The sequence below is a fragment of the Microbacterium sp. SCN 71-21 genome (assembly GCF_001725695.1).
In the GTDB taxonomy this organism is placed as follows: Bacteria; Actinomycetota; Actinomycetes; order Actinomycetales; family Microbacteriaceae; genus Microbacterium; species Microbacterium ginsengisoli.
Window position 1 is genome coordinate 1 of record NZ_MEGA01000025.1, and the last position, 24,380, is coordinate 24,380.

Consider the following 24,380-nt stretch of genomic DNA (forward strand, 5'->3'; position numbering starts at 1 on the left):
CGCGTCATGAGGTACCGCTGCGGCTGGGGTCCGCCGGCACCGACGCCGTGGTGGAGGCCTCCGTTCTGCAGTGCTCGCACGTCGACGCGGTGCGCTTCTTCACACCCGCGGCACTGCCCCGCAACGCTCACCGGCCGACACGGGAGCTGCAGCGCGATTTCGACCAGCCGGGATGCCTGCACGTCAACATGGATCTCTACAAGTGGGCGATCAAGCTCGGTCCGCTCGTGCCGGGTGAGGTGCTGCTCAATGCGTTCGAGCTCGCCCGCGACATCCGTGAACTCGACATGCGCGCCTCGCCGTACGACCTCGGCGACTGGGGGTACGAGCCCGTGCGCATCGAGACTCCCGAGGGCAAGGCGGCGTATGTGAGCGCCCAGCGCGCCTTCACCGCACGGGCGGACGAGATTCGCGGCGCGCTCCTGGCGGTGCACGCGGACTACACCGCGGCGCTCACCCGCTCGGCGTAGGACTCCAGGCGTGCGAACTCGGGGCGAGCTCCGCGCACGCGCACGGCGTCCGCGCCGACAGCGCACGCGAGCGTCAGCGCCACGTGCGCGTCGAGTCCGCCCGCGAGTGCGATCGTCACCGCGGCGCAGAAGGCGTCTCCCGCGCCGACGGTGTCGACGGGTGTGACGCGCTCGGCGGGCACGCGCGCGATCTCGGTTCCGCGCTCCAGCAATGACGCACCGCCGGCGCCGTGCGTCACGACGACGCGCTGCGCGGTGGCCAGAGCGGGCAGTGCCGCGTACTCGCTGTCGTTGACGATCACCAGGTCCGCACGCGCGATCGCGGCTCCGCTCAGTGCTCGCGCGGGAGCAGCGTTGATCGCGAGGTAGCCGGTTGCCTCGGATGCGAGCCGGTCGATCACGGCGAGAGGGATTTCCAGCTGGGTGAGAATCACGGATGCCGCCACCACCGCCTCGTCCGTCACGGTCAGCGTCTCGTTCGCCCCGGCGCACACGACGATCTGGTTCTCACCCGCAGCGTCGACGGCGATCAGCGCCGTGCCGGTCGGCTCGACACTCGTGCCGACGGCGGACACATCCACCCCGGCCTGTCGCAGCGCCTCGCGCATCTCGCGCCCGTCGGCGTCGTCGCCCACCGCACCGATCATCACGGTGGCGGCTCCGAGGCGCGCGGCCGCCGCGGCCTGATTGGCTCCCTTTCCGCCCGGCGATCGACGCAGGCGTCCGCCTCCGACCGTCTCCCCCGCCGCAGGCAGACGTTCCACATCGGCGACGATGTCGATGTTGATGCTGCCGATCACCAGCAACCGCGTCTGGTGTGTGATCCGGGCGACATCTGCGGCGTCTAGCATCGCTCCAGGCTACGCGTGCGCGTGGTCCGAACGGAGAACCATGTCGTCTGCACGTCCCCGCCCGGTCTACTTCGACTGCGATACGGGCGTCGACGACAGCGTGGCGCTCGCGTTGCTGCTGGCATCGCCGGAGATCGCGCTGGTCGGCATCGGCACGGTCAGCGGCAACGTCGATTCGACGCAGGCGGCCCGCAACACGCTCGACCTGCTCGCTCTGGCGGCGCGCGACGACGTGCCGGTCGCCGTGGGCGCCCACGACCATCTCTCCCACGCGCACGATGGCGGCGTCCCTCACATCCACGGGCACAACGGTGTCGGAGACGTCGTGCTGCCGACGTCCCCGATCGAGCCCGACCCGCGCACGGCCGTGCAGCTCCTCCTCGACCTGTCTCATGCGCACTCCGGTGAGCTCGTCGTCGTCACGGTGGGTCCCCTCACCAATCTCGCGCTGGCGCTGCGTGCGGATCCGACGTTGCCCGAACGCGTCGCCTCCGTCGTCACGATGGGGGGCGCGGCGCTCGTTCCGGGAAACATCACCGCCGTCGCGGAGGCGAACATCTACAACGATGCCGAGGCCGCGGCCGAGGTGGCCGAGGCATCCTGGCCGCTCACCCTGGTTCCGCTCGACGTGACTCTCGAGCACCGCCTCGATGAGGACGATCGGACGGCGCTGTTGGCCTCGGGGCTGCCTCTCGCGCGGGCGATCGGCGACATCCTCGACCTGTACTTCGACTTCTACGTCGGCCTCTACGGCACGCGCAGCTGCGCGCTGCACGACCCCCTCGCGGCGGCGATCGCCATCGGTCTCGTGACGCCCAGCGTGGCACCCGCCGTTCCTCTGGTGGTCGATGCCGGCGATGGTCCCGGGCGCGGTCAGACGATCGCCGACCTGCGGGCGCCGCGTACGGGCTACATCGACCACCCGGGCGTGACGACGCGCATCGTGCTCGACACCGACCGTGCGCTGGCGCCGGTGCTCATCGAGCGTCTGACGACGCCGCGGGCCTGAACGCCCGAGCGAAGATGGCCCGACCGCGGGTCGCGAGTGCCGCGCGTTCGTCCTCGTCGGAGCGGGCCAGTACCGTCGCGATCATCCCGACGGCCAGCAGCACGTCGTCGACGTCGACATGCGATGCGAGTGCGCCCGTCTCGCGCTCCGTGCGCACCAGGCGTCCGACGATCGCGGCAAATCGCGCGCCGAGGCGCTCAACGTCGGGATCGTGCCGGTCTGCCTCGACGAGGTCGATCATCGCGGTCGAGACGACGGCTTGAGCGCAGACCACGTCGAACAGTGCGGTGAGTCCGGTGCCGGATGCCGCGACGAACTGCTCCACCTCATCGAGGTTCTCGTCGAACACGGCAGCCGCGAGCGCCGTACGGGACGGGAAGTGCCGATAGAGGCTGCCTTGGCCGACCCCTGCCCGGCGGGCCACCGCCGACAACGGCGCGGAGAGTCCCTGCTCCCCGAAGACCTCGCGCGCGGCAGCCAGAAGTGCCGCGCGATTCGCCGGGCCGGCCGCGCGTCCCCGATTGGGGCGAGCAGCATCTTTCGCGGAGGACGACATGGGCATAACCTAATACCGGACACAGTTGTCCGGTAGAAAGGGGACCCCATGTCCGGCTCGACGCTCACCGCAAGCTCCTCCATCGCCGACTGGCTCGCCGACCCGGCGGGCAACGCGATCCTCACCGAGATGCTCGCTCAGAACGGGCAGACTCCCGACGTGTTCAAGCCCGTCCGTCGACTCGCCATCAAACGGCTGGTCCCGCTCAGCCGCGGAATGTTCACGCAGGAGATGCTGGATGACCTCGTGCGGCGCGCAGCATCGGGAGAAGTGCCCGCGGGCGCACCCGCATCGATCGACACCGACGCGCCGCCCGCGGCATCCGTCCCCGCCGTCGAACCATGGACCGAACGGATCGACGCGGGCCGCTTCGCCGGCAAGACGGTGATCGTCACCGGTGCAGGCTCGGGCATCGGACGCGCCACCGCCTCGCGCATCGCGCGCGAGGGCGGCCACGTGATCGCCGTCGACGTGAGCGCCCCGCGTCTCGAGGAGTTCGCCGGAGAACATGCGGATGCCGCAGTCACGACCATCGTCGCCGACATCACCGACGATGCGGGCGTCGACGCGATCATGGCCGCCGCGGGCGACACGGTCGATGGCCTCGCCAACATCGCCGGCATCATGGACGACATGACGCCCGTGGGCGAGCTCACCGACGCGGTGTGGAACCGTGTCATGGCGATCAACGTCACGGGCACGATGAAGCTGATGCGTGCCGTGATCCCCGGCATGGTCGCGCGCGGATCCGGAGCGATCGTGAACACCGCCTCCGAGGCCGCGCTCCGCGGCTCGGCCGCAGGCGCCGCCTACACCGCCTCGAAGCATGCAGTGGTGGGGCTCACGAAGTCGAGCGCGTTCATGTACGGGCCGAGCGGCCTGCGTGTCAACGCCGTCGCACCGGGCGCCACGATCACGAACATCGAGGCCTCGTTCGCCTCGCCTCTGGGCGCCGAACGTGTGCAGTCCGCGATGGTGCTCATCCCGGGCGCCGTGGAGGCCGAGGCGCTCGCGGCATCCATCACCTTCCTGCTGAGCGACGACGGTGTGAACGTCAACGGCGTCGTTCTCGCGAGCGACGGCGGCTGGTCGGCCGCCTGATCCACGGAACGACGAAGGGCTCCCGATGGTCGTGAGCCCTTCGCGTGTGGTGGACCTGAGGGGACTCGAACCCCTGACCCCCTGCATGCCATGCAGGTGCGCTACCAGCTGCGCCACAGGCCCGTTTCTGGGTGTCACCCCTCGCGGGGCAACTCGATGAGCTTACTACATCGACGGCAAGGACACCGAATCGAGGCGGCTCATTCGGCGGATGCCGCGGGCACCGCTACCGACAGCACCGGGCAGTCCTTCCACAGACGTTCGAGGCCGTAGAACATGCGCTCCTCCTCGTGGAAGACGTGCACGACGATGTCTCCGAAGTCGAGCAGGATCCACCGGGATTCCTCGCGGCCCTCGCGCCGCAGGCGCTTGATGCCGGCTTCGAGCAGTCGCTCCTCCACCTCGTCGGCGATCGCCGCCACGTTGCGCTCATTGCGTCCCGTGACGAGCAGGAAGGCATCGACAAGCGGCAGCGGCTCCGACACGTCGAGCGCGACCAGATCTTCTCCGCCCTTGGAGTCGGCGGCGGCAGCGGCGACCTGCAGGGCGTCGATCGTCGACGCAGACGCCGTCACGAGAGGGCCCCGGTCGCGAAGGCGGCAACGAGGGCGACGACGAGCGCCAGCGCCAGCGCACCGGCCGTGATCGAGAGCACGAGCAGAAGACGGTTGCCCTTCTCGGGCGCTGGCGGACGGATGATCTCGCCAGAACCGTTCTTCACCGTGCTGATGGCCGCACTCGCGGAGATCGGTGTCGGCGACGACGCGGCCGGCAGCTCGCCGTCGATGAGCACAGCGTCGACCTCGTGGCCATCGGCCGCGCCTTCAACGTGCCCACGTGAGCCGAATCCCTCGGGCAGCTCGAACGTGCCGGTGATCAGCACCTCACCCGTGCCCGTGATGGGCGCGACGAGTGAGCCCGTCAGGAGAGGGTTCTGATTGACGATGAGGGCATTGGATGTCGACGTCGATCCACTCGACTCCCCGCCGGCGATCAGCAGATCATCGAAAGACGCTGACGGCACGGAGGCGGACCGCAGCTTGTCGAAGAGCCCCTCGCCGAGCGACGGATTCACCGTCACCTGTGACTCCTCGCGCGGAGGTGCGATGGGCACCTCCTCGACGAGCACGGCCGAGAGGGACTCTTCAGCGACCTCGACGGGCGTCGCCGACGCATCGGCGGCGAACACCGGAGCGGGGGATGCATCGCTCGCCACGGCGGGCGATGCCGGCTCGGGTGAGACCACCGGAATCGACGCCGTGCGGATCCGCTCCTGCTCGCGGGCCTGCCGTCGGGTGAGCGGGGACACACCGAGGTCGACGGAAGCGGCGGGACCGGGCGCCGGGCGCAGGTCGACGGGCTCCGCCGGCCGGGCGAGAGGAACAGCAGCGACAGGGGCGGCAGCGGGTGTGGCGACATCCGGTGTCTCGACCGCCTCTGCGGTCGCCTCGTCGACCACCGGGGTCGAACCGGTGTTGCGCAGGTCGCGCAGCTGACGACGCGTCAGCGGCGGCGTGCCGGACTGATCAGGGGAACTCATGCCTTGCTCCGATAGAGGTGATGTTTCGCAATGTACTGGACGACCCCGTCGGGAACGAGGTACCACACCGGTTGTCCGCGTTCTACGCGCGCCCGGCAGTCCGTGGAGGAGATCGCGAGGGCGGGAACCTCGAGCAGACTCACGCCACGGGGCGGCAGGCCGTCGGCGCTGAGCACGTGACCGGGGCGCGACACCGCGACGAAGTGGGCGAGATCCCACAGCCCATCATTGTCCTTCCAACTGAGAATCTGCGCTATGGCGTCAGCTCCCGTGATGAAGAAGAGGTCGGCACCCGGGTAGTGCGACTGGATGTCCCGCAGCGTGTCGACCGTGTAGGTGGGACCGTCACGATCGATATCAACGCGGCTCACGCGGAACTGCGGGTTCGCGGCCGTCGCGATCACCGTCATCAGATAGCGGTGCTCGCTCTCGGTCACCCGGGACTTCTGCCAGGGCGTGCCGGTGGGAACGAACACGACCTCATCGAGATCGAAGGATGCCGCCACCTCCGACGCGGCGACCAGGTGTCCGTGATGGATCGGGTCGAACGTGCCGCCCATGACGCCGATGCGCGGCGTCCGTGCTGCAGCCGTCATGCAGGGCCTTAGTGGCCGTGACCCGCCTGCTCGAGCTCCTTGGCGTGCGACTTCGCATAGGCCTCCGCCTTGTGCGCGTGACGGTTCGCCGTGTGGCGGTACGAGAGCGTGACGAGCCCGAGGAGAGCGAACACCGAGATGGCGATGATCGGGAACACGATCGTCTCGAGCATCACGTTGCCGTGGCTCTCTTCGGCCGCGGACACGAGGATGGTCGCGAAGGTCATGGGTACTCCGTTCGGGTGGGGGCGCGCGCGCCCGCTCAGTCTATGCCGTCAGGCACGCACCTGCCCGGCGCCCCGGGCGAGCCACTTCGTGCTGGTGAGTTCGGGAAGGCCCATCGGTCCGCGGGCGTGCAGCTTCTGTGTGGAGATGCCCACCTCGGCGCCGAAGCCGAACTCGCCACCGTCGGTGAACCGGGTCGAGGCATTCACCATCACGACGGCCGAGTCGACCTCCGCGAGGAACCGTTCGGCATTGGCCTCGTCGGCCGTGAGGATCGACTCCGTGTGGTGGGTCGAATAGGTGCGGATGTGCGCGAGCGCGTCGTCGAGGTCGTCGACGACCTTCATGGCCACATCCAGGGTCAGGTATTCCGTCGCCCAGTCCGCCTCGGTCGCGGGCACGACGCCGGGTGCCAGGGCGCCGACGGTCGAGTCGCCGTGGATCGTGACACCCGCCGCAGCGAGGGCGGCCGCCACATCCGGGATCAGACGCTCCGCCGCATCGCGGTGCACGAGGATCGTCTCGACCGAGTTGCAGACGCTCGGGCGCTGCGCCTTCGCGTTGACCGCGATATCCGCCGCCCAATCCGCGCGCGCCGTCTCGTCGAGGAAGATGTGCACGACACCTGCCCCCGTCTCGATGACCGGCACCGTGGACTCTGTCACGACGGTCTCGATGAGCTGCGCACTCCCCCGCGGGACCAGCACGTCGATCAGACCACGAGCGTGCATGAGCTCGCGGGCACCGTCGCGGCCTTCGTCGTCGAGAGTCTGGATCGCCTCGGGGTCGACACCCTCTGCGGCGAGAGCCTCCCGCATGACGCGCACCAGCTCTGCGTTGCTCGCCGCGGCCGCCGTGCCCCCTCGGAGCACCACGGCGTTGCCCGACCGCAGCGCGAGCGCCGCGATATCGACGGTCACATTGGGGCGGGCCTCATAGATCGAGCCGACCACGCCCAGCGGGACGGACACCTTGGTGAGCGTCACCCCACCCGCGATCACGCGCTCATCGAGCACGCGTCCCACCGGATCGGGGAGAGCCGCGGCATCGCGCACGGCACCGGCGAGGGCGCCCACGCGGGCCTCATCGAGGCGCAGACGGTCGAGCAGACCGGGCGCGAGCCCGTCCCGCTCGCCCCGCGCGAGATCGTCGGCGTTGGCCGCGACGATCGCCGCGGCATCCGCCTCGATCGCGTCGGCGATCGCACGCAGTAAGGATGCCTTCTTGTCGTCACCGAGCAGGCCGATCTGACGCGATGCGTCGCGAGCCAGAACCATCCGCTCGCGAGCGGTGGTGCGCACCAGGGTCATCCCGCCAGTGTATCCGCGCCGGTGCTCACCGGTCCCGTGAGCGGATGCCGCGGCGCCTGGTCATCCGGCACGAACCATGTGCCGACGTGCTCACCCCCGAGCGCCTCGCCGATGAGATCTGCGCTGGTCACGAGTACGCCCACTCCCGCGGCCGCGGCGAGCGTGGCGGCCGAGACCTTGGTCGCCGCTCCCCCGGTGCCGACGCTGTTGACGACGACCGAGCCGAACTCGTAGCCGGCGAGATCGTCTCCGAACGCGACGGTGTCGATCGGCGTCGCCCCGGGCTCACCGGGCGGGCGGGTGTACAGGCACTCGATGTCGCTCAACAGCACGAGCGCGTCCGCGCCGACGAGCCGCGCGACGAGCGCTGCGAGCCGGTCGTTGTCGCCGAAGCGGATCTCGTGGGTCGCGACCGTGTCGTTCTCGTTCACGATCGGAAGGATGCGCAGGCGCAGCAGGCGCTCCATCGCACGCCGCGCGTTCGACCGATGGGTCGCGTTCTCCAAGTCGCCGGCAGTGAGCAGCACCTGCCCTGCGACGATGGCGAACGGGCGAAGGGCCGCCTGGTAGCGATAGATCAGCACGTTCTGTCCGACGGCCGCCGCCGCCTGCTGGGTGGCAAGGTCTGTCGGTCGCTCGTCGAGACGCAGATACGGCATGCCGGTGGCGATGGCCCCCGAGGAGACCAGGACCACCTCGGTGCCCCGCCCGTACGCTTCCGCCAGGGCGGCGACGATCGGCTCGATCTTGTGGACGTTCTCGCCGCTGATCGAGGAGGATCCGACCTTCACTACCACGCGAGTCGCGCCGCGAAGCTCGGCGCGTGAGGTGACGGTCACTCGTCGTCCTCGTCGAACTCGTACGCGGACTCCGCGCGCGCGGCCGCCTTCGCATCCATCAGCTCGTGATACTGCTCACGGCGCTCGCGCGTCGTGCGACGCGTGCGATCATCCAGGCGCGGGTCTGTGCCTCGCGGCGCGGTCATGAGCTCGGCCGCCGAGGTGAGGGCGGGCTGCCAGTCGAAGACGATGCCGTCCCCCGGACCGATGACGACGGTGGCTCCGGGCGTCGCACCGACGCGGAACAGCTCGTCCTCGACGCCGAGCTTGGCCAGCCGGTCGGCGAGGAAGCCGACGGCCTCGTCATTCTGGAAGTCGGTCTGCTGCACCCACCGCACCGGCTTCTCGCCGAGGATGCGATAGATGTCGCCGTAGGTGCCGCCCTCGACGCGCACGGTGAAATCGGCCACCGCACCCTGCGGGCGGATGATCACGCGGGCCGGCGTGGGCGCGGATGACGCGACCTTCCGCTGCTCGGCGACGATCTCCGCCATCGCGAACGTGAGCTCGCGCAGCCCCTCGCGGCTGACCGTGGAGATCTCGAACACCCGATAGCCGCGCTGCTCGAGGTCACCGCGGACGAACTCGGCGAGTTCCTCCGCCTCGGGCACGTCCACCTTGTTGAGCGCGATGAGCTGAGGTCGCTCCAGGAGCGGCACCTGCCCTTCGGGCACCGGATAGGCACCCAGCTCGGCGAGGATGACATCGAGATCGCTCAGCGGGTCACGCCCCGGCTCGAGCGTGGCGCAGTCGAGCACGTGCACGAGCGCCGCGCAGCGCTCCACGTGGCGAAGGAACTCGAGGCCGAGTCCACGGCCGTCGCTGGCGCCCTCGATGAGCCCCGGGACATCCGCGATCGTGTAGCGGATGTCTCCCGCCTGCACGACGCCCAGATTGGGGTGCAGAGTCGTGAACGGATAGTCGGCGATCTTCGGGCGAGCCGCCGACACCGCCGCGATCAGGCTCGACTTCCCTGCCGAGGGGAAGCCCACGAGCGCCACGTCGGCGACGGTCTTCAGCTCGAGCCGGACATCGCCCTCCCAGCCGGGCGTGCCGAGAAGCGCGAAGCCCGGGGCCTTGCGCTTCGGGTTCGCGAGCGCCGCATTGCCGAGACCGCCGCGGCCACCGGGAGCGACCACCAGCCGCATGCCGGGCTCGATCAGATCGGCGATGAGCTCGCCGTCCTCCGTGGTGACGACGGTGCCCACCGGAACCGGCAGCTCGACGTCGTCGCCCTCGGCGCCCGAACGGTTGTCACCCATCCCGAACCCGCCGTTGCCGGCGGACCGGTGCGGTGAGTGGTGGTAGGACAGCAGGGTCGTGGTCTGCGGGTCGGCGACGAGCACGATGTCACCGCCGTCGCCGCCGTTGCCTCCGTCGGGACCGGCGAGCGGCTTGAACTTCTCACGACGTACCGACACACAGCCGTTGCCGCCCTTGCCGGCGCGCAGATGGAGCGTCACGGTGTCCACGAACGTGACCATGGCGGCATCCTCTCGATATGGGCCGGAAATGAGGCGAGGGGCGAGCCGAAGCCCGCCCCTCGCCGAGTCTTATGCGTCGACCCGGATCACTCCGCGGAAGCGACGATGTTGACGACCTTGCGGCCGCCCTTGGTGCCGAACTCGACGGCACCGGCCGACAGCGCGAACAGCGTGTCGTCGCCGCCACGGCCGACGTTCACGCCGGGGTGGAAGTGCGTGCCGCGCTGGCGGACGATGATCTCGCCGGCGTTGACGACCTGGCCGCCGAAGCGCTTCACGCCGAGGCGCTGCGCGTTCGAGTCACGACCGTTGCGGGTGGAGCTTGCGCCCTTTTTGTGTGCCATCTGAACGTCTCCCCTGGCTGCTTACTTGATGCCGGTGACCTTGACGCGCGTGAGGTCCTGACGGTGGCCCTGGCGCTTCTTGTAGCCGGTCTTGTTCTTGAACTTCTGGATCACGATCTTCGGGCCGCGCTCGTTGCCGAGCACCTCGGCCGTCACGGAGACCTTCGCGAGCTTGTCGGCGTCAGTGGTCACGGCGTCGCCGTCGACCAGGAGCACCGCGGCGAGCTCGACCTTCTCGCCGACCTGCGCCTGAAGGCGGTCGAGAACGACGATCGAGCCGACCTGGACCTTCTCCTGGCGGCCGCCGGCGCGCACAACTGCGTAAACCACTTCACACCTGTTTCTTCAGGGAGCTGACTGCTCCGTGTTGTCCATCCGTATCGCCCGTGAAGGGCGGGAAAGTCACGGTGCCACCGGACATCGAGTCCTCGCGCCGCTCCCGGGGTGCAGCGCATGACGCACCAAAGGGATACTTTACCGGATGCCGCGCCCTCCGGCAAAGCGAGACGGGGCCGTGTCGCGGCATCCGCTCGTAGACTTCCGGAGTGATCCTGATCGACGACCCCCGCTGGCCCGCACACGGACGCCTCTGGTCGCATCTCGTCAGCGACCACAGCCTCGAGGAGTTGCACACGTTCGCCCGCGCGAACGAGCTTCCGGCCCGCGCCTTCGATCTCGACCACTACGACGTTCCGGCCGAGGCCCACGAGCGTCTCGTCGCCGCCGGCGCGACCGCCGTCGACGGGCACACGCTCGTGCGCCGGCTCATCGCGTCCGGTCTGCGCGTACGCGCGCGCGACCGCGCTTAGCCCTGCGGCTGCTCGCCGACGACCGGCGTCGTCGTGAGCGTCGCCGTCGTCACACGGCGGCGCGCGCGACCCTGACCGGGGGCCTTCGGCTCAGGCAGCGCGTTGAGCACCGAGTCGAGGAGGATGTCCGCTTCGCTCTTCGAGGATCCCCCGTCGGAGCGCTTGCGACGACGCTTGGGACGCTCGGGCTGCTCAGCGCTATCCGCCGACGGCAGCTCGATCTCCAGCGGTACACCCGAATCGGTCAGCACGGGCGCGATGGTTGAGGCCGCGATCTTCGCGAGTGCCGACTTCGCACCCTCGGTGATCACGTGGGTGCCCCCACCCGCCGGAGCCGGCTGCTGCGGAGCAGCCGCGGCGTTCACGCCGTTCTGCCCCTGGCCGCCGCGATTGCGCCGCGTGCCGCCGTTCGTGGCGGGCGCCGCCGTGCGGTGCTTCACAACCGGGTCGTGGTGCACGATGACGCCGCGCCCGGCGCAGATCTCGCACGCCTCGCTGAAGGTCTCGAGCAGGCCGAGCCCCAGCTTCTTGCGGGTCATCTGCACGAGCCCGAGGGACGTGACCTCGGCGACCTGGTGCTTCGTCCGGTCGCGCGAGAGGCACTCGATGAGGCGCCGCAGCACGAGATCGCGGTTCGACTCGAGCACCATGTCGATGAAGTCGACGACGATGATGCCGCCGATGTCGCGCAGTCGCAGCTGACGCACGATCTCCTCGGCCGCCTCGAGATTGTTCTTCGTGACGGTCTCCTCGAGGTTCCCGCCCGAGCCGACGAACTTGCCCGTGTTGACGTCGACGACCGTCATGGCCTCGGTGCGGTCGATGACGAGCGAACCGCCCGAGGGAAGCCACACCTTTCGCTCGAGCGCCTTCTCGATCTGCTCGGTCACGCGGAACGTGTCGAACGGGTCGCGCTCGCCCTCGTAGCGCTCGACGCGCTCGAGAAGGTCGGGCGCCACCGCACGCAGGTAGCTCTCGATGGTCTGCTGGCCCTCGTCACCCTGGATGAGCATCTTCGTGAAGTCCTCATTGAAGACGTCACGCACGATCTTGACGAGGAGGTCAGGCTCGGAGTGCAGCAGCGCCGGCGCCTGACCCGCCTGCGTCTGGGCGCTGATGTGCTCCCACTGCGAGGTCAGACGCTGCACATCGCGGGTGAGCTGCTCCTCGGTGGCGCCCTCGGCCGCGGTGCGCACGATCACACCCGACGACTCCGGCAGCACCTCCTTGAGGATCTTCTTCAGGCGGGCGCGCTCGGTGTCGGGGAGCTTGCGCGAGATGCCGTTCATCGCTCCACCCGGCACGTACACCAGGTAGCGACCCGGGAGCGAGATCTGGCTCGTGAGCCGGGCGCCCTTGTGGCCGACCGGGTCCTTCGTGACCTGCACGAGCACACGGTCGCCGCTCTTGAGGGCGAGCTCGATGCGACGCGGCTGGTTGCCGGTCTCGACACCATCCCAGTCGACCTCACCGGAGTAGAGCACAGCATTGCGGCCCCGGCCGATGTCGACGAACGCGGCCTCCATGCTCGGAAGCACGTTCTGCACGCGACCGAGGTAGACGTTGCCGATGAGCGAGGCGTCCTGGTTGCGGGCGACATAGTGCTCGACGAGCACGTCGTCCTCAAGGACGGCGATCTGGATGCGACCGTTCTTCGACCGCACCACCATCACGCGGTCGACGGCCTCACGGCGCGCGAGGAACTCGGCCTCGGTGACGACCGGACGGCGACGGCCGGCCTCACGACCGTCGCGCCGACGCTGCTTCTTCGCCTCGAGACGCGTGGAACCCTTGATGCGCTGCGGCTCGGTGATCAGCTCGACGGCGCGAGCCGGGCGGGTGTACTCACGCTCCTCGGTGGCCTCGCCACCCGTGCCGCGGCGACGATTGCGGCGACGGCTGGTGCTGGTGCCCGGCTGGACGGCGTCCGCCGGGGCGGGCGACTCGTCGATGTCGTCGAGCAGCGGCAGCAGTGCGACGGGCGGCGCGTAGAAGTGGAGAGCTGCCGAGACGGTGGACACGAAGGTCTCGGGCAGCAAGCCGAGCCCGACCGCGGTGAGCGGACCCTCCGGCTCCGCGACAGGCTCAGGCTCGGCGTCCGGCTCAGCTGCCTCGGCCTCCGTGGTCGCGACATCGGCGGTGGCATCGGCAGAGCCCGGCTCCGGGACGCCGTCATCGCTCACAGCCCCGGTCACCGCCGAGTCCACGACCTGATCGGAAGCAAGAACGTCAGCCGCAGGCTGCACGGTGAAAGGGTCGGCGATCGCGGGGGTCGTGGCATCCGTCACGGCGTCAGCAACGTCAGCGGGGTTCGAGGGGATGTCGGCATCATCGGCCATCACAGGCTTGTCTCCCAGCCCGGCGACACCGCGCGTCGCCCGGCGATCTCATCTCTGGCGGCGGCGCACCCGGCGCTGCCGCAAACTCACTCGGTGTGCAGGAGGCTCGAGGCTCGTCCTGCGAGGGCGGTCATCGCCCGAAGTCTGCATCGATGTCGCGAGCGGCGCGGCCGCCGCGGCATCCGGTTCATTATCTCATCTTCCGTGTCGTCCGCGCGACGGGTGGATGCCGCGGCGCGTCGAGCCTCTCATTCTCACGGTCGCTGCGCCGGCGCGGGCCTGCTGCGCACCGCGAGAATGCGGGCATGCCCGACCATGCATCCGCACCGCGCACACCCGCTTTCGGAATCTGGCTGATCGTCGCCGGCGTGGTCGGCTGGACGGCCGCCTTCGAACTCACGCTCGAGCGGCTGCACCTGCTCGCGAACCCGGCAGCCGCGGCATCCTGCGACTTCAGCGTGCTCGTCCAGTGCAAGGCGAACCTCGAATCGTGGCAGGGCAGTGCATTCGGCTTCCCCAACCCGATCCTCGGCCTCGCAGGCTGGGTGGCTCCGGTGATCATGGGCGTGGCAGTGCTCGCCCGGGTGCGCTTCCCCGGCTGGTTCTGGGGGCTGTTCTGGTTCGGCACCGCGAGCGCGTTCGGGCTCGTCACCTGGTTCATCAGCCAGAGCATCTTCCAGCTGCACACCCTGTGCCCGTGGTGCATGCTGACCTGGTCGATGACGATCCCGACGTTCTACGCCGTGACCGTCCACGTGCTGCGCATCGGCGCAGTTCCCGTCACGGCGCGCACCCGGTCGCGCGCGGGACGCCTGATGGCGTGGGTGCCGCTCGCCACGATCCTCAGCTACGCGGTCGTGATCCTCCTCGCCCAGCTGCGATTGGACGCGATTCCCAACGTGCTCAGCACCTTCTTCGGCTGAGCTATCCACAGGCACCCCCGCGCCGCCGTCTCCGCTCGCTAGCGTGAGGGCGACGCGAGGAGGCAGCGATGTCGTACGAGACGGACGGCATGACCGCGCTGGATGCGGCTCGAGCCCGCATCGATGCCCAGATCGCGGCGGCCCGCCAGGCAGCGGATGCCGCGGCTCGCATCGAAGCCGACCTTCGCGCGCTGCGCGTCACTGCGACCTCACCCGGACGCGAGGTGTCCGTGACCGCCGGCGCGACGGGGGCGATCGATCGCATCGAGGTGCAGGACACCGCGCTCGACGTCGACGCCCGCTCGCTCTCCCGCCTCCTCACCGAGACCGCCGCGCAGGCACAGGGTCTCGCGGCCGCGCGGGCCGTCGAACGGCTCGCCGCTGTGGCGGACGTCGACTCCCTCACCGTGACGCGCACCGCTCCGGTACACGGTGACGGACCCGGTTCGGGCGCCTGATGATCATGCTCGACCGCCTCGTCGTCACCCCAGCCCGGCTCGCCGCCGCGGCGGCCCGCATCACGAGCGCGGGTCGCGCAATCGACGACGCCCTCACCCAACTCGAGAGCGACGCGACGGCGTTGCGAGGATCCTGGTCGGGCGAAGCCCAGCAGGCGTTCGATGCGGCCCAACGACAATTGCGCGCCGGGCTGGCAGACCGCACCGACGCACTCGCTCGCATCGACACCGCCCTCACCGCCCTCGCCGAGTCGTACACCGCCACGGACCTGCAGGGCGCACGCTCTCTCGGAGCGACCTCGTGACCGCGGCGAATCAGCGCATCGTCCTCGACGGCGACGTGCTGCAGGCTCAGGAGACACTGCTGCGCGAGGCGTCCGCCGAGCTGGACCGGGCGGCGGCGCGCACCGCGACGCCGCTCGGGCCGATCGCGTTCGGTGCGCTCGCACAGGGACTCCTCGTGCCCGCGACCACTGCTCTCGCGTCCCATACGCGTGACCTCCTGGGCATGGCGCACACCCTCAGCGACCGCATGGCCGACGGGGCGTCGCACGCGGGCACAGCCTTCGCCCGCGTCGAGGACGACGCGACGACGACCTTCACCGGGACGGAACCATGAGCGCGTCGTCGCTCGCTGCAGAGATACGCGGCGGCGCCTGGGCCGGCGGCCTCCCGCGCAGCGCTCTGGGCGCACCGGCGTGCGCGGAGATCCCCGGCATCGCGGGCGTCGTGATCACCTACGTGCAACCGCTTCGGGACTGGGTCGACCAGCTGCTCGGTGACAGCGCCCAGGTCGGGGGTGTCGCCGCGCAGTGGGAGGACGCAGCGGCGTCGCTGACCGAACTCGCGCCGCGACTGCGCGTCGGCCGCACCGCCCTCACCGATCTCGACGGCCGCACCGTGCGCGCGTTGCGAGAACGACACGACGACCTCCTGGCGGTGACGAGGGATGCCGCGGAGTGGGCCGCGGCGACAGCGGCATCCCTCCGTCTCGCCTCCCGAATCGTGGATGCGACCCGAACCTACGTCTGCGAGGTGCTGACCCGCCTCGCGCGCTTCGCCGAGCAGCTGTTCTCGTTCTCCCTCAACCCGCTCGAGATCGCCCACCGCGTGACGGATTTCGCGCGCGCCGCCGCAGATCTCGTCGCCGCGACCGGACGGCTCGTGACCGAGCTCCTCGAGGCTCTCCACGCGCTCTCCGCGCTCATCCAGCGCCTCATTCCGATCATCGCCGAGGCTGCGGCGACACTGAAAGACGTCGTCGCCCGCATGCTGCCCGCCGTCGGACTCGCCACCGGCGGACTCGTCGGGATGCTGTTCGGCGGAGCCGCGCAGAACTTCCTCCAGAAGTCTGCCGACGTCGAAGAGCTCGACCCCGACACGCTCGACCCGACGCGCCGACAAGCATGGGAGGACGCGCAGCGCGTCACCCGGCTCGACACCTTCGCCGACCTCGTCGCGGTGAATGGCACGACGGATCTGATGGGCGGCGCCGATGCGACGGTGATCGACGTGAAGCGGGTCGTCCGGGCCGACGGTTCGGAGCACTGGGTGGTCTCGGTTCCCTCCACGCAGGACTGGCAGTTCAGCGGCGACAAGGGGGCTATGAACGATCGCGACTCGAATATCGCACTCATGCTCGACAACCCCCTGCTGAGATCCGCGTATGAGCGAGCCGCGCTCGAGGCGATGAGAGACGCCGGCATCCGGCCCGGCGATCGGGTGGTGCTGACAGGCTTCAGCCAGGGAGGCATCCTGGCGGCGAACCTCGCGGCCGATCCGACGTTCCCGTACCGCACGATCGGGGTCGTCACCAACGGATCGCCTGTTGACGGGTTCGCGGTTCCCGCCGATGTCCCGGTCTACTCGTTCCAGCACGAGAGCGACCTGGTGCCGCGCCTCGACGGCAACGGCACCGGGCCCGTGCCTCCGAACGTGCACCGCATCACGCTGCCCGACACCGGGAACCCCCTGGCCGCGCACGACAACCAGTACTACCGGGACTCGATCGCCGCGTGGGAGCAGCTGTACGCCGCCCAACACGGCGCTCCCCCGCCCGGACTCGACGCGCTCACCGGCGCGGTCGTCGACCACTCGATGTTCACGGCAGCAGAATGAGGATCATGTCCCCCCGACACGCGCTCCCCCGCACGATCGCGCTCGTCGCCACCGCCGTCGCACTGGTGACCGGCCTCGCCGGGTGCGTCGGCGCCCCGACGGCGGACGTGTCGTTCGAGCAGAAGATCCCCGCCGCGCTCGAAGGTGCCGGCCTCGGTCTCTCGGATGCGTGGGCGAGCCGCAGCACCGACGGGTTCACGGTGGTGCTCAACGTCGGCGCCGTGTCGACGGCCGCCGATGTCTCTGATGCGGAGCTGCGCCGCATCCTGCAGCTCATCGAGGCGAACAACACGCTGGGTGGTGACCGCCTCGATCTCACCGTGCGCAGCTCGAGCGGCGACCGCATCGACCTCGAGCCGGCCGCTGTCACGCTCGGAGCGGACCCCAGCGCCTACCGCGGATCCGTGCCCACAGCGCTATCGCTGTCGTGGGACGAGGTCACGCGGATTCTGCATTGACACCCGCTCCGCAACGTCGATGCCCGCCTCTTGGCGGAGGCGGGCATCAACACATCTCGCGCCGGACGACTCAGCCGAACCAGATCTCCAACTCGCGGGCCGCCGACTCCGGGCTGTCGCTGCCGTGCACCAGGTTCTGCTGCACCTTCACCCCCCAGTCGCGACCGAAGTCGCCGCGGATCGTCCCCGGAGCGGCCGTCGTGGGGTCGGTGGTGCCCGCGAGGGACCGGAACCCCTCGATCACACGGTTGCCGGCGAGGCGGATCGCGACCGACGGACCGGACATCATGAACTCGACAAGAGGCTCGTAGAACGGCTTGCCTTCGTGCTCGGCGTAATGCTGCTCGAGCCGGCCCCGTTCGGGCTCCACGAGTCGCAGATCGACGAGCGAGTACCCCTTCGCCTCGATCCGGGCGAGGATGGCTCCGGTCAGGCCGCGGGCGACGCCGTCGGGCTTGACGAGGACGAGGGTTTCTTCGGTGGCCATGGTTCTCAGTCTCCGTTCTCGGCGCCCTCGACGAGCCGCGCGTTACGGCGATCGAGCTGGGCCCCCTTGATCGTCGCATATCCCCACATGGCGCCGAAAATGACCCCGACGATGAACAGGCCGAACGCGAGGAAGCCGCTCAGGAACACGAGCACCTGCAGTGCCCATCCGAGCCAGATTCCCCATCGGAAGCGCAACACGAGGGTCGTGAGCACCATGACGACGGCCACGACGATGCCCCCGACGATGCCCCACCAGGGGTCGACGCCGTCGGGGAGACCCTTGAGTCCGTAGACGGCGAGACCGCCGAGGAAGACGACGATCGACTCGAATCCGAGGATGACGGCGCCCAGCGACTCCTCGGCACCGCGCCGACGGCGCTCGCGCGGGCTCACTGCTCCCACCCGACCATCCAGTCCTCATCGCGCGCGAGCGCGATCGCCTCCCCCGCGAGCACGACGGAGCCCGCGATGACGACCGCGCGCCGCTCTCCCGTCGCCGCCCACGACCGGGCGGCCTCCGCCGCGTCGGCGAGGTCCGGATGCACCGACACCGGCAGGCCCGCAGCTTCGACCACATCGGCGACGGCGTCCGCGTCACGGGCACGGTCGGAATCGGGCGCGGTCGCGAAGACGTGGGTCGCGACATCGACGAGCTCTCCGACGATGCCGGATGCGTCCTTGTCGCCGAGCACGCCGAGCACGAGTCCCCATTCGTCGAAGTCGAAGGATGCCGCCAGCCCCGCCGCGAGCGCGTGCGCACCGTGCGGGTTGTGGGCGGCGTCGACGACGACGGTCGGGTGGGTGCCGATCAGCTGCAGGCGGCCCGGCGAGGTCGCCTGCGCGAGCCCCTCGGCGACCACGTCGCCGGTCAACGGCTGCGTGCCGCCTCCGATGAGCGACTCGACCGCCGCGATCGCGAGTGCGGCGTTCGCGGCCTGATGGGCGCCGTAGAGCGGCAGGTACTCGTCGGCGTAGGTGCCGGCGAGTCCGCGCACCGTGACGACCTGGCCCCCGACCGCCAGGTTAGCCGCCGTGACGGCGAACTCCTCGTCGGCGAACGAGATCGTCGCACCCTGACGCTCGGCGGCGGCGCGGAGCACGGCGGCGACGCCCGGCGTCTGCGCCGCGGACACGACGGCCGCACCGGGCTTGATGATGCCGGCCTTGACCTCCGCGATCGCCTCGACGGAGCTGCCGAGCCGATCGGCGTGGTCGAGACCGACCGGCGCGATCACCGCCACGTCGCCGTCGGCGGTGTTTGTCGAGTCCCACGACCCGCCCATCCCGACCTCGATCACCGCGACGTCAACGGGCGCATCCGCGAAAGCCACGAACGCGAGCACGGTGAGCAGCTCGAAGAACGTCAGCCGTGCATCGCCCGCGGCCTGCAGCTCCGCGTCGACGAGGTCGACGAACGGGGCGATCTCCTCCCACGCGTCGGCCACCTGCGCGTCGGCGATCGGCTCACCGTCGATCATGATGCGCTCGGTGAACCGCTCGAGATGGGGGCTGGTGAACAGGCCGGTGCGCAGACCGAGCGAACGCAGCAGGCTCTCTGCGATACGGCTTGTCGACGTCTTCCCGTTCGTGCCGGTCACATGCACCACGCGGTACGTACGCTGCGGGTCATCGAGGTACTCGAGCACGCGGCGTGTGCGCTCGATGCGCGGCTGTACCCACTGCTCCCCCTGCCGCTGCAGCAGTGCTGTGTAGACCGCATCGGCGCGAGCGGTCTCGCGGGCGGTCACTCGGTCACCCCCGCGCGTGCGACCTCGACGCGGAAGGCGCCCGCGTTCGCGAAGGCGCCCGCCTCGAACGAGCCGGTGTGCTCGCCGTGGCCGGCGGCGTCGAACGTCGAACCGACGAGCACGTGTCCGTTCACGGTCGCGCTGACAGCGAGCGTCTCGTCGGCCACGCCCGCGAGAGCGAAGGCGGCCGCGACGGCGGCGGCGTCCGTGTCGTCGTCGAAGCGCAGCGAGAGCGAGATGCGGTCGCTGACGTCGAAGCCGGCGGCCTTGCGCGTGTCCTGCACGGCACGGATCACGTCGCGCGCGAGACCTTCGGCCTCGAGCGCGGGTGTCGTGGCGGTGTCGAGCAACACGAATCCGCCGCTCGCGAGCACCGCGAGCGCCTCACCCTCCGGACGACCCGACGTCTCGACGGCAAGCTCGTACTCCCCGTCGACGAGCGCGAGTCCGCCCGCCGTGACGACGCCGTCGACCACCGACCAGTCGCCCGCCTTGGCGGCCTGGATCACCTGCTGCACCTGCTTGCCGAGTCGAGGCCCCGCCGCGCGGGCGTTCACCGTCAGGCGGTGAGAGATGCCGAAGGCGGCGGGGGTGTCGGCGGCGAGCTCGACGAGCTCGATCGCCTTCACGTTGAGCTCGTCCTGCAGGATCGTCTCGAACTGGGCGAGGGCCGCGGCATCCGTCACCACCACGGTCAGGCGCGGAAGCGGCAGGCGCACCCGCTTGCCTTCGCGCTTGCGCAGGGCGTTGGCGACGCTCGAGACCTCGCGCACGGTGTCCATCGCGGTGCGGATGTCGGCCGCCGCGGGGAACGCGGACGCGTCGGGCCAGTCGGTCAGGTGCACGCTGCGTCCGCCGGTGAGGCCCTGCCACACCCGCTCGGCGACGAGCGGCAGCAGGGGCGCCGCCACGCGCGTGAGCGTCTCAAGCACGGTGTAGAGCGTGTCGAACGCCTCCGTGCTGGTCGGATCGGAGACGTCGCCCCCGGTCCAGAACCGGTCGCGCGAGCGTCGGATGTACCAGTTCGTCAGCGCCTCGGCGAACTCGCGCAGGCGAGAGGCCGCGGTGGTCGAGTCCAGACCCTCGAGATCGGATGCCACGTCCCGCACCAGGTCGCCGGTCAAGGCGAGGATGTACCGGTCGAGCACGTTCGTCGAGTCGGTGCGCCATGTCGCCGTGTAGGCCTGGCCCCCGGGCCCGCCGGCGGCGTTCGCGTAGGTCGCGAAGAAGTACCACGCGTTCCACAGCGGCAGCAGGAACTCGCGCACACCCGCGCGAATGCCCTCCTCCGTCACGACGAGGTTGCCGCCGCGCAGCACCGAGCTCGACATGAGGAACCAGCGCATCGCGTCGGAGCCGTCCCGGTCGAACACCTCGGAGACGTCCGGATAGTTGCGCAGCGACTTCGACATCTTCAGGCCGTCGTTGCCGAGCACGATGCCGTGGCACGACACGCCCGTGAACGCGGGGCGTCCGAACAGCGCGGTGGAGAGCACGTGCATGACGTAGAACCAGCCGCGCGTCTGCCCGATGTACTCGACGATGAAGTCGGCGGGAGCGTGCGCATCGAACCACTCGCGGTTCTCGAACGGGTAGTGCACCTGCGCATAGGGCATCGAGCCGGAGTCGAACCAGACGTCGAACACGTCCTCGATGCGGCGCATCGTGCTGCGGCCGGTCGGGTCGTCGGGGTTCGGGCGGGTGAGCTCGTCGATGTACGGGCGGTGCAGGTCGACCTGGCCCTCCGCGTCACGAGGGAGCGTGCCGAAGTCACGCTCCAGGTCCGCGAGCGACCCGTAGACGTCGACGCGCGGATAGGCAGGGTCGTCGCTCTTCCACACCGGGATCGGCGAACCCCAGTACCGGTTGCGGCTGACGGACCAGTCGCGCGCGCCCTCGAGCCACTTGCCGAACTGGCCGTGCTTCACGTTGCCCGGCACCCACGTGATCTGCGCGTTGCCGGCGATCAGGTCGTCCTTGATGTCGGTGACGCGGATGAACCAGCTCGACACGGCCTTGTAGATGAGAGGGTTGCGGCACCGCCAGCAGTGCGGGTAAGAGTGCTCGTAGCTGGCCTCGCGCAGCAGGCGACCCTCCTGCTTCAGCAGGCGGATGAGCGGACGGTTCGCGTCCATCCAGAGTTCGCCCGCGACATCCGTCACCTGCGGCAGGAAGCGGCCACCGTCGTCGAGGCTCACGATCGTCGGGATGCCGGCTGCATCCCCGATGCGCTTGTCGTCCTCGCCGTACGCGGGAGCCTGGTGCACCACGCCCGTGCCGTCGCTCGTCGACACGTAGTCGTCCGCGAGGATGCGCCACGCGTTCTCCGTGCCGAACGCCTCGTCGGCGTAGTAGTCGAACAGGCGGTCGTAGTGCACGTCGGCGAGCTCGTGGCCGAGCACGGTGCGCTCGACGGCCTCGCGCGCGGCATCCGCGTTCTCGTAACCCAGGTCCTTCGCATAGCCGCCCAGAAGGTCGGCGGCGAGCAGGTAACGGTGCGCCGCCGCGGAGGACGCGTCGTCGGCGGTCGGGATGTCGGCGGCCCCCGCCGGCCCGCCGGGCACCACGACATAGGTGATGTCCGGGCCGACGGCGAGGGCGAGGTTCGTGGGGAGGGTCCAGGGGGTGGTCGTCCACGCGAGCACGCGCACACCGGTGAGCCCGAGCGCCTCCGCCTTGGTGCCGACGAGCGGGAACGTGACGGTCACCGAGGGGTCCTGGCGCATCTTGTAGACGTCGTCGTCCATGCGAAGCTCGTGTGCCGACAGCGGCGTCTCGTCCCGCCAGCAGTACGGCAGCACGCGGTAGCCCTCGTACGCGAGACCTTTCTCGTAGAGGGTCGCGAAGGCCCACAGCACCGACTCCATGAAGGTCGCGTCGAGCGTCTTGTAGCCGTTCTCGAAGTCGACCCAGCGCGCCTGCCGGGTGACGTAGTCCTCCCACTCGTGCGTGTACTCGAGCACCGAGGCGCGGGCCTTCGCGTTGAAGGTCGCGATGCCCATGCGCTCGATCTCGTCCTTCTCGGTGATGCCGAGCTGCTTCATCGCCTCGAGCTCGGCGGGAAGGCCGTGCGTGTCCCAGCCGAACACCCGATCGACCTTCTTGCCGCGCATCGTCTGGAAGCGCGGGAAGAGGTCCTTCGCGTAGCCGGTCAGCAGATGTCCGTAGTGGGGCAGGCCGTTCGCGAACGGCGGTCCGTCGTAGAACACCCACTCCTCGGCGCCGTCGCGCTGGGCGATCGACGCGCGGAAGGTGTCGTCGTGCGCCCAGAAGTCGAGCACCTCGCGCTCGATCTCGGGAAAGCGGGGGCTCGGGGCGACGTCGGCGGAGGGTCCGAAAGCGGACGGGCGGGGGTAGGTCATCGTCTCTCTCACAGGATTCGTGTGCTCCTGCCGGGACGACCCTGAGGCCGCGGTACCACCCCGCATTGACGGATGCCGCGGCATCCGTCCTCTTTCACTGCGGCTGTGACGGGCCTGCCCCGCGCGGGTCTAGTGGGCCGAAGCCGTTCTTCCGCGAGCTCCCCGGTGATGGCCGGATCGGTGCTGGTCGCACAAGTCTACCGGCGCTGACCGCGACTGTCGCGCCCCGCGCGCCATACTGACCGCATGGATGCCGCGTCCCTCCCCGTGCCCGTCGACCCGGCCTCGGCGCCGGCGGCCACCGCGCCCGACGGCTCGGCGGTCCGCGTGCTCGCACGCGTGCCCGGGGTCAGCACCGCGCAGTTCATCCTCGCTGCCGACGCGGTGACGATCGCCCATCAGCATCGCACGGTGTCAGAGGTGTGGTTCGTGCAGGCGGGAACCGGACGTCTCTGGCGTTCGGTCGACGGGCACAGCGATGTCGTGGCGCTCGTGCCGGGCGTCTCCGTGGCGATCCCCGTCGGCACCGCGTTCCAGTTCGCGAGCGACGGTCACGGCCTCGTCATCCTCGGCGCGACCGCGCCCGCCTGGCCGGGCGACGACGAGGCCGTGCGCGTCGCCGGCCCGTGGGAGCCCACGCTCGGCTGAGCGCGTGCGCGGTGCCGCGGCATCCGCCCCTCGGTAGACTCATCGGGTCGTCCACACTCAGGCACGCTCACACAGTGCCGCATATATCGCTCGAGGAGTCCCCCATGGCCGAAGTTCCCGACAAGCCCGCACTCGAGGGCCTCGAAGCGAAGTGGGATGCCGCGTGGGAGACCGCGGGTACCTATCTGTTCGACCGTGACGCGGCCAAGACGAAGGGACGCGCGGGCGTCTACTCCGTCGACACCCCCCCGCCGACCGCCTCGGGCAGCCTGCACATCGGACACGTCTTCAGCTACACCCACACCGACCTCAAGGTGCGGTTCGAGCGGATGCGCGGCAAGACTGTGTTCTACCCGATCGGATGGGACGACAACGGCCTGCCGACCGAGCGCCGCGTGCAGAACTACTACGGCGTGCGCTGCGATCCGACGCTGCCCTATGACCCCGACTTCACGCCCCCGTTCGAGGGCGGCGACAACAAGTCGAGCAAGGCGGCCGACCAGATCCCGATCAGCCGACGCAACTTCATCGAGCTGTGCGAGCGGCTGACCGTCGAGGACGAGAAGACCTTCGAGTCGCTGTTCCGGCAGCTGGGCCTCAGCGTCGACTGGCGTCAGACCTACCGCACGATCTCCGACGAGACGATCCGCACGAACCAGCTCGCGTTCCTGCAGAACTACTCCCGCGGCGAGGCCTACCAGGA

The 24,380-nt window shown here is 69.9% G+C and carries 27 protein-coding genes, 1 tRNA gene and 1 pseudogene; 12 read left to right on the forward strand and 17 right to left on the reverse strand.

The features are described from left to right. A pseudogene (locus ABT08_RS05285) lies at positions 1 to 470 on the forward strand (3-methyladenine DNA glycosylase); the annotation flags it as partial. Here the strand turns inward: ABT08_RS05285 and ABT08_RS05290 are convergent. Next, positions 440 to 1,321: a ribokinase gene (locus ABT08_RS05290; protein ID WP_045246839.1), complete on the reverse strand. Its 882-nt coding sequence runs from the start codon at positions 1,319 to 1,321 to the stop codon at positions 440 to 442. The pseudogene ABT08_RS05285 and the gene ABT08_RS05290 overlap by 31 nt on opposite strands. Positions 1,322 to 1,361: 40 nt before the next feature. On the opposite strand from ABT08_RS05290, the gene ABT08_RS05295 reads away from it, so the two are divergent. Beyond that, a complete protein-coding gene (locus ABT08_RS05295) occupies positions 1,362 to 2,330 on the forward strand; it encodes a nucleoside hydrolase (protein WP_288114168.1) in 969 nt (322 codons plus the stop codon). Here ABT08_RS05295 and ABT08_RS05300 read toward each other — a convergent pair. Then, on the reverse strand, positions 2,299 to 2,886 hold the full coding sequence (locus ABT08_RS05300; protein WP_082483175.1) for a TetR family transcriptional regulator: 588 nt from the start codon (positions 2,884 to 2,886) through the stop codon (positions 2,299 to 2,301). The genes ABT08_RS05295 and ABT08_RS05300 overlap by 32 nt on opposite strands. A 48-nt stretch (positions 2,887 to 2,934) precedes the next feature. Between ABT08_RS05300 and ABT08_RS05305 the strand changes: the two genes are divergently transcribed. Further along, a complete protein-coding gene (locus ABT08_RS05305; RefSeq protein ID WP_288114171.1) occupies positions 2,935 to 3,987 on the forward strand; it encodes an SDR family NAD(P)-dependent oxidoreductase in 1,053 nt (350 codons plus the stop codon). Between the two features lie 47 nt (positions 3,988 to 4,034). Here ABT08_RS05305 and ABT08_RS05310 read toward each other — a convergent pair. The 10 genes from ABT08_RS05310 to rplU form a co-directional block, all read right to left on the reverse strand. Beyond that, positions 4,035 to 4,110: transfer RNA gene (locus ABT08_RS05310), tRNA-Ala, on the reverse strand. A gap of 77 nt (positions 4,111 to 4,187) precedes the next feature. Then, the gene (gene rsfS, locus ABT08_RS05315; protein WP_045248352.1) at positions 4,188 to 4,562 is read right to left on the reverse strand and encodes a ribosome silencing factor; all 375 of its coding nucleotides are present in this window, start codon (positions 4,560 to 4,562) and stop codon (positions 4,188 to 4,190) included. Continuing rightward, positions 4,559 to 5,527 (reverse strand): hypothetical protein, encoded by a 969-nt coding sequence (locus ABT08_RS05320; protein ID WP_056208718.1) that lies wholly within the window; start codon positions 5,525 to 5,527, stop codon positions 4,559 to 4,561. The genes rsfS and ABT08_RS05320 overlap by 4 nt, the downstream gene beginning before the upstream one ends. Continuing rightward, a complete protein-coding gene (gene nadD / locus ABT08_RS05325; protein ID WP_045248354.1) occupies positions 5,524 to 6,123 on the reverse strand; it encodes a nicotinate-nucleotide adenylyltransferase in 600 nt (199 codons plus the stop codon). Before nadD ends, ABT08_RS05320 begins: the two co-directional genes overlap by 4 nt. Before the next feature lie 8 nt (positions 6,124 to 6,131). Then, positions 6,132 to 6,350, reverse strand: coding sequence for a hypothetical protein (locus tag ABT08_RS05330; RefSeq protein ID WP_045248355.1), 219 nt, complete (start codon positions 6,348 to 6,350; stop codon positions 6,132 to 6,134). Positions 6,351 to 6,398: 48 nt separating this feature from the next. Further along, on the reverse strand, positions 6,399 to 7,658 hold the full coding sequence (locus ABT08_RS05335; protein ID WP_056208716.1) for a glutamate-5-semialdehyde dehydrogenase: 1,260 nt from the start codon (positions 7,656 to 7,658) through the stop codon (positions 6,399 to 6,401). Then, complete coding sequence (proB, locus tag ABT08_RS05340; protein WP_056208713.1) at positions 7,655 to 8,497, reverse strand: glutamate 5-kinase; 843 nt, start codon at positions 8,495 to 8,497, stop codon at positions 7,655 to 7,657. Before proB ends, ABT08_RS05335 begins: the two co-directional genes overlap by 4 nt. Then, positions 8,494 to 9,981, reverse strand: coding sequence for a GTPase ObgE (gene obgE / locus ABT08_RS05345; protein ID WP_056208710.1), 1,488 nt, complete (start codon positions 9,979 to 9,981; stop codon positions 8,494 to 8,496). The genes proB and obgE overlap by 4 nt, the downstream gene beginning before the upstream one ends. Before the next feature lie 86 nt (positions 9,982 to 10,067). Continuing rightward, positions 10,068 to 10,325 carry a 50S ribosomal protein L27 gene (rpmA, locus tag ABT08_RS05350; RefSeq protein ID WP_045248359.1) on the reverse strand — a complete coding sequence of 86 codons (258 nt, stop codon included), beginning with the start codon at positions 10,323 to 10,325 and terminating at the stop codon, positions 10,068 to 10,070. 21 nt (positions 10,326 to 10,346) lie between these two features. Beyond that, positions 10,347 to 10,655 (reverse strand): 50S ribosomal protein L21, encoded by a 309-nt coding sequence (rplU, locus tag ABT08_RS05355; RefSeq protein ID WP_045248360.1) that lies wholly within the window; start codon positions 10,653 to 10,655, stop codon positions 10,347 to 10,349. A 215-nt stretch (positions 10,656 to 10,870) separates the two neighbouring features. Here rplU and ABT08_RS05360 point away from each other — a divergent pair, with 215 nt between their 5' ends. After that, the gene (locus ABT08_RS05360) at positions 10,871 to 11,134 is read left to right on the forward strand and encodes a DUF4031 domain-containing protein (protein ID WP_056208708.1); all 264 of its coding nucleotides are present in this window, start codon (positions 10,871 to 10,873) and stop codon (positions 11,132 to 11,134) included. Here the strand turns inward: ABT08_RS05360 and ABT08_RS05365 are convergent. Further along, the gene (locus tag ABT08_RS05365; protein ID WP_288114174.1) at positions 11,131 to 13,473 is read right to left on the reverse strand and encodes an Rne/Rng family ribonuclease; all 2,343 of its coding nucleotides are present in this window, start codon (positions 13,471 to 13,473) and stop codon (positions 11,131 to 11,133) included. The genes ABT08_RS05360 and ABT08_RS05365 overlap by 4 nt on opposite strands. 305 nt (positions 13,474 to 13,778) lie before the next feature. On the opposite strand from ABT08_RS05365, the gene ABT08_RS05370 reads away from it, so the two are divergent. From ABT08_RS05370 to ABT08_RS05395, 6 genes are all read left to right on the forward strand, one after another. Continuing rightward, complete coding sequence (locus tag ABT08_RS05370) at positions 13,779 to 14,396, forward strand: vitamin K epoxide reductase family protein (protein WP_056208705.1); 618 nt, start codon at positions 13,779 to 13,781, stop codon at positions 14,394 to 14,396. 68 nt (positions 14,397 to 14,464) lie between these two features. Next, the gene (locus ABT08_RS05375) at positions 14,465 to 14,854 is read left to right on the forward strand and encodes a YbaB/EbfC family nucleoid-associated protein (protein WP_288114175.1); all 390 of its coding nucleotides are present in this window, start codon (positions 14,465 to 14,467) and stop codon (positions 14,852 to 14,854) included. A gap of 5 nt (positions 14,855 to 14,859) precedes the next feature. After that, a complete protein-coding gene (locus tag ABT08_RS05380; protein WP_162237831.1) occupies positions 14,860 to 15,159 on the forward strand; it encodes a WXG100 family type VII secretion target in 300 nt (99 codons plus the stop codon). Beyond that, positions 15,156 to 15,473, forward strand: a complete 318-nt coding sequence (locus ABT08_RS05385; protein ID WP_056208696.1) for a hypothetical protein — start codon at positions 15,156 to 15,158, stop codon at positions 15,471 to 15,473. Before ABT08_RS05380 ends, ABT08_RS05385 begins: the two co-directional genes overlap by 4 nt. Beyond that, entirely contained in the window at positions 15,470 to 16,972 is a 1,503-nt protein-coding gene (locus ABT08_RS05390) for a lipase family protein (RefSeq protein ID WP_288114178.1), read from the forward strand. The genes ABT08_RS05385 and ABT08_RS05390 overlap by 4 nt, the downstream gene beginning before the upstream one ends. 5 nt (positions 16,973 to 16,977) lie before the next feature. Beyond that, complete coding sequence (locus ABT08_RS05395; protein ID WP_056208689.1) at positions 16,978 to 17,430, forward strand: hypothetical protein; 453 nt, start codon at positions 16,978 to 16,980, stop codon at positions 17,428 to 17,430. A 70-nt stretch (positions 17,431 to 17,500) separates the two neighbouring features. On the opposite strand, the gene ndk is transcribed toward ABT08_RS05395, so the two are convergent. From ndk to ileS, 4 genes are read right to left on the reverse strand one after another with little or no spacing between them, the layout of a single operon-like run. Next, on the reverse strand, positions 17,501 to 17,917 hold the full coding sequence (gene ndk, locus ABT08_RS05400; protein WP_045248367.1) for a nucleoside-diphosphate kinase: 417 nt from the start codon (positions 17,915 to 17,917) through the stop codon (positions 17,501 to 17,503). 5 nt (positions 17,918 to 17,922) lie between these two features. After that, the gene (locus tag ABT08_RS05405) at positions 17,923 to 18,312 is read right to left on the reverse strand and encodes a DUF4233 domain-containing protein (protein WP_235557353.1); all 390 of its coding nucleotides are present in this window, start codon (positions 18,310 to 18,312) and stop codon (positions 17,923 to 17,925) included. Further along, positions 18,309 to 19,667: a bifunctional folylpolyglutamate synthase/dihydrofolate synthase gene (locus ABT08_RS05410; protein WP_288114181.1), complete on the reverse strand. Its 1,359-nt coding sequence runs from the start codon at positions 19,665 to 19,667 to the stop codon at positions 18,309 to 18,311. Before ABT08_RS05410 ends, ABT08_RS05405 begins: the two co-directional genes overlap by 4 nt. Further along, positions 19,664 to 23,029: an isoleucine--tRNA ligase gene (ileS, locus tag ABT08_RS05415; protein ID WP_056518592.1), complete on the reverse strand. Its 3,366-nt coding sequence runs from the start codon at positions 23,027 to 23,029 to the stop codon at positions 19,664 to 19,666. Before ileS ends, ABT08_RS05410 begins: the two co-directional genes overlap by 4 nt. A gap of 246 nt (positions 23,030 to 23,275) precedes the next feature. Between ileS and ABT08_RS05420 the strand changes: the two genes are divergently transcribed. Beyond that, on the forward strand, positions 23,276 to 23,677 hold the full coding sequence (locus tag ABT08_RS05420; protein WP_056208679.1) for a cupin domain-containing protein: 402 nt from the start codon (positions 23,276 to 23,278) through the stop codon (positions 23,675 to 23,677). Positions 23,678 to 23,781: 104 nt separating this feature from the next. Further along, a partial coding sequence (locus tag ABT08_RS05425; RefSeq protein ID WP_288114184.1) for a class I tRNA ligase family protein occupies positions 23,782 to 24,380 on the forward strand: 599 nt, incomplete at its 3' end.